This window comes from Thauera terpenica 58Eu (assembly GCF_000443165.1).
Lineage (GTDB): Bacteria > Pseudomonadota > Gammaproteobacteria > Burkholderiales > Rhodocyclaceae > Thauera > Thauera terpenica.
In genome coordinates this window covers 1-7,919 of sequence record NZ_ATJV01000093.1, presented here as the reverse complement: position 1 = coordinate 7,919, position 7,919 = coordinate 1, and the positions used below count along the sequence as shown (strand labels likewise).

General features: G+C 61.1%; 7 protein-coding genes. All 7 read right to left on the bottom strand.

Annotation, left to right across the window (positions count from 1 at the left end; genetic code table 11):
• Positions 1–82: 82 nt before the first annotated feature.
• The 7 genes from M622_RS36900 to M622_RS36875 are packed head-to-tail and all read right to left on the bottom strand — an operon-like array spanning position 83 to position 7,862.
• On the bottom strand, positions 83–289 hold the full coding sequence (locus tag M622_RS36900) for a hypothetical protein (protein WP_021250768.1): 207 nt from the start codon (positions 287–289) through the stop codon (positions 83–85).
• A 7-nt stretch (positions 290–296) separates the two neighbouring features.
• A complete protein-coding gene (locus M622_RS36895) occupies positions 297–1,058 on the bottom strand; it encodes a DUF1829 domain-containing protein (RefSeq protein ID WP_021250767.1) in 762 nt (253 codons plus the stop codon).
• Positions 1,055–1,498, bottom strand: a complete 444-nt coding sequence (locus M622_RS36890; protein WP_021250766.1) for a DUF6978 family protein — start codon at positions 1,496–1,498, stop codon at positions 1,055–1,057. Before M622_RS36890 ends, M622_RS36895 begins: the two co-directional genes overlap by 4 nt.
• A 19-nt stretch (positions 1,499–1,517) precedes the next feature.
• Entirely contained in the window at positions 1,518–3,497 is a 1,980-nt protein-coding gene (locus M622_RS36885) for a class I SAM-dependent DNA methyltransferase (protein ID WP_021250765.1), read from the bottom strand.
• 15 nt (positions 3,498–3,512) lie between these two features.
• Positions 3,513–4,361: a DNA damage-inducible protein D gene (dinD, locus tag M622_RS36880; protein WP_021250764.1), complete on the bottom strand. Its 849-nt coding sequence runs from the start codon at positions 4,359–4,361 to the stop codon at positions 3,513–3,515.
• Complete coding sequence (locus tag M622_RS39495) at positions 4,354–5,541, bottom strand: restriction endonuclease subunit S (RefSeq protein WP_084520804.1); 1,188 nt, start codon at positions 5,539–5,541, stop codon at positions 4,354–4,356. The genes dinD and M622_RS39495 overlap by 8 nt, the downstream gene beginning before the upstream one ends.
• Entirely contained in the window at positions 5,538–7,862 is a 2,325-nt protein-coding gene (locus M622_RS36875; RefSeq protein ID WP_021250762.1) for a DEAD/DEAH box helicase family protein, read from the bottom strand. The genes M622_RS39495 and M622_RS36875 overlap by 4 nt, the downstream gene beginning before the upstream one ends.
• Between the last annotated feature and the right edge of the window lie 57 nt (positions 7,863–7,919).

Sequence of the window (7,919 nt, the reverse complement as noted above, 5' to 3'; positions counted from 1 at the left end):
AGGCCCTCCTGCCCTGGAATCTCAAGGCCGAGCATCTGATCACGGCCTAGCGAATCCGGGAAGAATGGGGTTTGTGGAGCGCTTACACCGGAAAAACATCCGTGCGACCGCGAAACAGGCGCCGAAACAGAGTCACCTTCTTAGCAGTGGAAAGCCTGGACAGCTCCGGCTCATGCGCCACAGGGGCGGTTTGCGGCGGCAGCCGCCACTCGATACCGTGTGATTCGAGCAGACTGATCAGGCGGGCGTTCTCGGCCTGAAGGACGGTAAGCGCATCCGCGTTGGCCATCAAACTCTCACGCAGCCAAACGCTCGCGAAACTCCTCACGCCTCGACCAGGCAATCGGAGTGATGTGATAGCTGCGCAAGGCATCCTGCACGGCGTCGCTGACCTTGCGATCCCGATCATTCAACACGGCGAACGCCAGGGAGTCAGCAGGCCGAACATCCTTGGTATCCACCCATGCGAACGCGGCGCTTTGGGCGTTGTCTTTGTTGGGGTTGTTTATGACCCTCAGAATCCGCTCTGGCGCTTGCCTGGACTTGGGCACAACGAAATCGAACTGATGGTTGTAGCGGCTGTGCCCTACAAAGTTCACCCTCGGCGTGTAACGCACGTCGGCATCGTCCAGCCAGAGTGCCACGTCTTCAAAGAAGAAGCTTTCGACATTGGCTCGGGCCACGTAGAACAGATCGTTAACGGCCAGAATCGCCTGCACCAGGCTGTGCTTGCGTAGTGGAAAATTATCCTCAGTAGCCTTGATTTCCAGCGAATCAAAACTCTGCTGTACGCCAAAACCATTCAGTGTGGCGGTCAGGAGCGCTTTGCGGCGTGGCGTGTCGATTTCGCAGCCAGACTGTGCAAGATCCGCCAGCGTGTAGCCATCATCGGTTAGCACCCATTCATTGCCCTGCTGGCGCAGATAGATTTGGATGTAGTCATTGTGGCGGTCCAGGTATGGTGTGGTGATCTCCACCCAGTCATTGATCTCCCGCCACGCCGTTTTGGCTTTCAGCCAGTCGTAATAGCTGCGGATCAGGTCGTCCGTGGTTTTCATGAAAACAACCCTCGCACGATATTGGGCCGCTCAACGACGCCACAATAGTTCATGAAGTCATGCAGCACCTGCCAAGCATCATCCGGCTTGCTGAGCATTCCCGTCGGAATTTCCACCGCCCACTTGTCGCCGAATCCTTCCCGATAGACGTGCAGATGAGGCACACCGACTTCGGTGCCGTCCGGGTTGCGATGCGGTGCCGCAAAGTCGAGCCGGGCCAGCACAATGACTTGCCGCCCGCGTGCTTGAAATCCCGTGGTCAGCGCAATGCGCTTGCGGTTGATGTCCAGAGAAAAACGCTCACGCTCATCGCGCGACACCAATGGCACCTCGATGCGCCCACCTAGATCGGGAAACTGGAAAGCGTCCGACGTTGCAGGCTTCTTGTCCATACGCAACAAGGTTTCAGCATCCGCTTGTGACAGTGCGTCATCGGCCATAAATCCTCCCCTGTGGTGATCAACCCGCTGTTGCCAGGACAACAGAGGTCAAATGCCGCAATCGTGCAAGCGCTTTATCGACGCCGCGCCCGTGTTTCTCAATAGCATCGAGGATTTCGATTGGGGCGCGTTCGTCACGCTCAACCCGTGCCCGAGGATTGACAGCCTTGAGGTCGAAAGTAGCGGCATCGATGAGGTCGGCTGCTGCTTGGGATTCCCGGGCCGACTTCTCGACAGCCAACAACTGATCGCGGCATTGGACGATTTCATCGTCGCTCGCATTGGCTTTCTTCAAGGCAGTCAGCCGATCCTTGAGCGTGACCGCTTCAGTCTTCAGGCGTTCGACCTCTGCCAAATGAGGTGCCATGTCCTCGCGGGCTTTGGCACGCTTCCCTGCAAAGTCGACGGTCCAAGAGAAGTCCGACTCGGCACCATCAGTGCCACGCTGGGCCAGCAGGCGTGCGAATGTTGGGAACGGTTTGTCGGCATTGCCCTCCTGATCACGCCATTCGCCAACCAAGGTCGTAGGCAGCGCGGTGTCGTCCAGCACCTCGAATGCAGAACCCCAGCCAAAGTGGGCAAGAGTCATCGGGGATTTCCTGCCCACCTTGACGTGCGACAGGTCGTAGTACCAGATGCGCTCGGTCTTCTTGCCCTTGGTGAAGAACAGTAGATTGGTTTTGACGCCCGCACCCGCCGTCGAGAACACACCGCCTGGCAGGCTGACGATGCACCACAAATCACATTCGTCGAGCAGCTTGCGCTTGGTTTCGACGAAGGCCGATTCATTGGTCCGGAACAGCAATCCTTCGTCCAGCACCACGGCGCAACGGCCACCCGTCCTGCCGTCCATCGGTGCCTTCAACTCGGACAGGATGTGCTGCACAAACAGCACCTGCGTGGAACTCGTCTCAAAACTGTAGTTCTTCTGCGCGTCCTTGCCCTCCTTGCCACCGAAGGGCGGATTGGTCAGGATCACGTCGAAGGTAGCGGGTGCCTGCTCAAAAAGCGCATCGTAGGTGGGCGCGCCCGACAAGGTGTTGCCGTGCCAGAGGTTGGGCTGGTCAATGCCGTGCAGCACCAGATTGGCCAGCGCGATGGGGAACACCAGGTTCTCCTTTTCGCGGCCGAAGAAGGTGTCGTGCTTCAATCGCGCCAGATCGGTAGCCGACGCGTCCTGCCCCATTCGGCGCGCGAGATAGTCGTAGGCTTGGGCCAAGAAGCCGCCCGTGCCGCAACAGGGGTCGTAGACCGCTTCGCCCAGGTGCGGATCGAGCGTGCGCACCATTGCCCGTACCACTTCGCGAGGGGTGAAGAACTGACCACCATCGGAGTTCTTCTCACCCATCTTCAGCAGCAGGTCTTCGTACACTTGCGACAGCGTGAAGAAATGCGTGTCGTCGATGTGATCGATGCTGATCTGATGGACCAGATCAAGGATGTTGGCAAAGTCGGTTTCGGAATCGACGCGAACCCGCTCGACCGCCGTCATGATGCGGCCAATCACCCGTTGCTTGGGGCTGGCGGACGGGTTGGGCTGGCCTGCGTTCGGCCCTTCACGCACGATGTCCAGCCCGTGCAGGTAAGGCAGCAGTTCTTTGTTGATGAAGGCGAACAGGTCGCCCACCTTCGCCTTCAGGGCTTCGCGTTTCCAGCCGACGTGACGCCCCTCGGGGGTAAGCGCGTTGGCTTCGAGGTCGAAGGGCGCCGCCCAATCTTGCCAACGGTAGGGTTCACGCAAGGCGGGGCTATAGGGCCGGCCCACCGCCTCGGCGGCTTCCCTGTCGCGGGCCTCTTGGGCGTCGAGGATGCGCAGGAACAGAATCCACGTCAGTTCCGGCACGTACTGCAGCGCGCTGGCGCAGTTGGACCTGCGCATGATGTCGCAGATTGATTTGACGAAGCTCGACAGCGACTGCGTCGATGCAATGGTCTTGGGCGCTTTGCCCCGCTTGCTGCTTGAGGTATCGCCCTCAGCGTTTTTCTTGGGTCTGGCCATCAGGGTCTCGTGCCATCAAGGCTTTTTCTTCTCCAGCTTCTTCTTCGCAGATTCGATCTGCTGAATGCTGGTGTCGGGTTTGGGCAGGTTTTCGGGCATGGTGCCGCCGAGCTCCTGAATCGTCTGTCGAACCTTGCGGCCCACCTCAAAATGCGTTTTGTTGGCCTGTGTCTTGCCCTGCACCTGATCGCGGCGCAACTTCTCCTCGGTCTGCGTGGCGCGGAACAGGTTGGCAGCCAACTCGGTGCTGCCCATGTGGTCCAGAATCTTCTGGCTCTTCTTCAGGCCCTTGCGTGCGTGGATTTCCTTGTTGCCCAGCCCACCGTACAGCCCTTTGTAGCCGTGATCCTGGAAGATGGCGTAGTCCAGCGACGTCTCCACGCCCGCGCTCTTGGCCGCTGCTGCCAGGTGCTTGTTGTGAGTGGCCAGTTCGTTGCGGATGGCCAGGCGCTTCTCGTCCTCGCTGAGCTGGGCGAACTTGGCGTCGTCCGCCAGCTCCTGCCGGCGCGTCTGCATCGCGAAGTAGGTCTGGCCGTTGGCGATGACCGGCTTGCTCGGATCACCGTTCTGGACGATCAGGTAGCAGGCGTAGCGCGAGAGGCGCACGTCGGGCAGCTCGCGCTTGGCGCCTGAGCCGATTTCGACCATTTCGAGGATGTCCTCGAAATGGTCCGCCACCGGGTGGCCGCTGTTGCGACAGGCCTCGCGTGCACGCTCCACCACGGGCAGGAAGTGGCGGTACTCAGAGTAGTCCAGCACCTTGGCCAGCGGACGGGCCAGCCAGAACTCGTTGCCCTCGTCGTCGACGTGGCGGATGCCCTCGAAGGTGGCGTGGTGCTGGTGAGCGATGGATTTGTCAGGCATCTTCAGTCTCCTCCTCAAAATCAAAAACCTGCGCCAGCAGCCGTTGCGGCAGGCGCTCGATCTCGCGCAGGCGGGCCTCGACGGCGGCCTTCATCGGTCGCAACTCGGCCAGCGCCCGGCTGGCGGCCTGTTGCACCGGGTACGGCGGCAACGCGATCTCGCCTTCGGCCAGACGGTTGAACAACATCCGTTCGCGCACCGCGCCGCGCGCCAGCGACGCGATGCAGCGTTCGCCATCGGGGGAGCGCAGCCAGTAGTAGAACCAGCGCGAGTCCACCAGGCCCTCGCGCCCGCGCAGGGCCACGTAGTCGGGGCTCGTGATGCCCGGCGCGTCGCCCTCATCAACCATCGCGATCGACCCGATCAGGATACGCATCGGGTTGTAGAACACCGTACCCACAGTCACGGGCTTGTAGCGCTCAGGGTTCTTGCCCACCGGCTCCTTGGCGGGCGCCAGCCCGTCGCGGGTCGCGCCCAGCACTGGGAAGTCGGCCCAGCCGCTGCCAATGCCTTGCTTGACTTCGATCAGCACGTCACCTAGAGAATGGGTTTCGGTGTCGGGGTGGGCCAGCGTCTCACGGACGATGGCGTTGGCGAGCTGGGTCAGTTCGCGCAGTTGGGCGGTTGCGGCTTGACGAGCGTCTTCGACTGCGGCGAGTTGGGATTGCAGATGCGCAGAGATGTTGGTCTGTGCAGTTCTGTGAATCCACGGTACTTCGACAGAACCAAGAATTTCGCCATTCAGGTTCGATTGATTGCCTCCGCGCCCGTCCGAAGCACTCCGCAATTTTTCATAGGAATAGCGTAGCCAATACTGAAGGTAGTAAGGGTCAAAAGATTCGTTCGGGAAGATCGCAAAGCATGCTTGATTGGTTGTGGCCTCAACCTCCAATACTGCCGACTGACCACGTGTTTTTCCTTGCCCATACATCGCCACGAGCACCGTGCCGATTGGAAGGACTGGCAAAGAGCACTCCGTCAGCGCGATATCTGAAACCGACTCCTCCGTGCTTTTGATGGGGGCAAACGCAATTTCCCCGGTTTTCACCCAAGGCGTCGTTGCGGGCGACCAATAGTCCTTCCGACTCCGGGAAGGCGTAGTCCCGCTTCCTGTTCTGGCGACGCTGGATAACACGCGCAATTCCACCGGGTGGGCCCTGAGACACAGTGCTTCACTCATACCCCAAACAACCTCACCTTCGCCTCGCGCAGCACATCGGCCGGTTTGCCCAGCGGGCGCAGCGCCGCCAGTCCGCCCGCACGGCGGATGTCGGGCATGTCCCACAGGTATTCGGATTCCAGCGCGTCAGTGCCACCCAGGCCGAACTGGTGGCCGATGCCTTTGAGCACGATGGCGGTCTTGTCATCGACCGACGCAAACCACGGCACCTGCGCGCTCAGGTAAGCCGCCTCGCGCTCGGGGCGTTTGAGGGCTTTCTCGCGGTAGCCGTAGTGGGCAAACAGGTCGAAGTGGTCGCATTCGGCCAGGCCCATCAGCTCGCGCACGGTGTCGGGCGAGTAGTGCTCGCCCAGCAGGTGGTCGATCAACTGACGGCGCTTCTGGGTTTCCACCCACAAGCCACGGAAGTCGTGCAGCGTGGCGGCCTCGCGCAGCACGCGGGCCACCATTTCCTGCCGGTATTCGTCCAGTGGCACCGCCACTTCACGGCGCACACCATCGACCAGCCGTTCCTGCAGGATGTAGCGGCCCTGCATCACCACCGTGCCGTCGTGCCCGGTCTTGATCTCGGGCAGGGGCAGCGGGTCATCACCGCCACCGCCGCCGTCATCACCTCCGTCCCCTCCATCGTCACCGCCCGGTTTCTTGATGCGCGGTTTGGCCGGTGCGGTGATGAAGTCGGTGCCGAACAGATCGGTGACGCCGGTGTAGTCGTAGAGCCAGAACTTGTATTTCTGCGTTTCTTCATGGATTCGGGTGCCGCGCCCGACCATCTGGTAGAACAGAATGCTCGATTCCAGGTAGCGGAAGAACACCACGGCGTTCAGGCGCTCGATGTCCACGCCCGTTGCCAGCAGGTCCACGGTGCAGGCGATGAAGCAGCGCTCGCCGGAGCCGCGCATGGGCTCGATCAGGTCCGAGCCACCCTCGGCGGTGCATTTGAAGGCGTAGTGGTCTTTGGGCGTCTGGCCGTTTTCCTTGCACCATGCCGCGTACAAGCGCTGCATCTGCATGGCCACCCGGTCGGCGTGCAGGTCGCGGGTGCAGAAGATGATGACTTTCTGCTCTGGCCCGCCGTGTTCGCACAGGCGCTTGAACAAGTCGGCGCACATCGCATTGATGCGCTCGGGCAGCAGGATGTCGTCGTCGAAATTCTTGGCGACGTACTGCGTCTTGAGGTCTTCGGGCAGGATGTATTTGCCGGTGCGCGCATCAATGGGCTTTGCCGCCAGCACCTCCTCGCGGGTGAAGGTCTTCCAGTCGATGGAGGGTTTGAGCTTGACGATTTCGCAGGCCGCCAGATAACCATCTTCCTGCGCCTGGATCAGCGTGTATTCGTAGACCGGGTCGCCGAAGTAGCCAAGGTTGTTGGCGGTGATGGCGACATCGTCGGCGGTCTGGTGCTTGGATTCACGCAACTGGCGCGGCGTGGCGGTCAGGCCGATGTGGATGGCGTCCGGGTTGCGTTTGAGCACCTCAGACCAGCGGCCCCAGGCCGAACGGTGACACTCGTCAATGACGATGACCGAGAAGGCGTTCTCCGGGTAGTGCTCGGTGAGAAAGCTGGCGTAACTCTGGTCTTCGTCGTCCAGGCCCAGGGTCTGGTAGGTGGCAATGTGAACCTTGGCATTTTTGGCGGCGTTCTGCCCGCGCTCGGTTTTGACGATGCGCACGCTGCCTTTGGGAAATGCCTTGCTGAGCTTTTCCCAGGCCTGTTCGCGCAATTCATCGCGGTCGCACAGGAACAGGGCTGGCTTGGCCAACTGACCAGCCTCGTGCAGGCGCCACAGCAGGTTGGCGGCAATCACTGTCTTGCCCGCGCCCGTGGCGAGAGAAAGCAGCACGCGGGCGGGTTCGCCATCCTTGCGGCACCGCAACACCTTTTCGAACGCGGCGCGGATGGCGGCATCCTGGTAGTAGCGCGGTTTGTTGAAGGCGGCGGAATCCGCCATGAACAACATCGCGGCCTCGGGCGCGGAAAGATTGATGCCGGTGTCCGTGGCGTAACGTGCCGTCAGGTCGTCATGAGAGGGGAAGTCGGGAAACGGAAAGGGGCCATCTGGCATCTGCGTGCCGAGATCGAATTCGCCGTACCAGTGACCGTTGGTGGCGAATACGTACTGCACAGCAAAACGCACGCACTCGGCGTAACGTTTGCCTTGCTCCATGCCCTTGAGCGGATCTTCGGTTTCAGCCTTGGCCTCGATCACACCGACGGGCAGCGGTTTCGGCATATCGCCCGCTTGCACGCACAGCAGGTAATCGGTGCGGCCGTTGCCGGAGCGACGGCGCCGGCGTTGGTGCAATAAAATGTCATCCATCCCGGCGGCGCCGGACTTCCTGACGGTTTGAGGTCGAGCATGGCAGCGCGAGCGAAG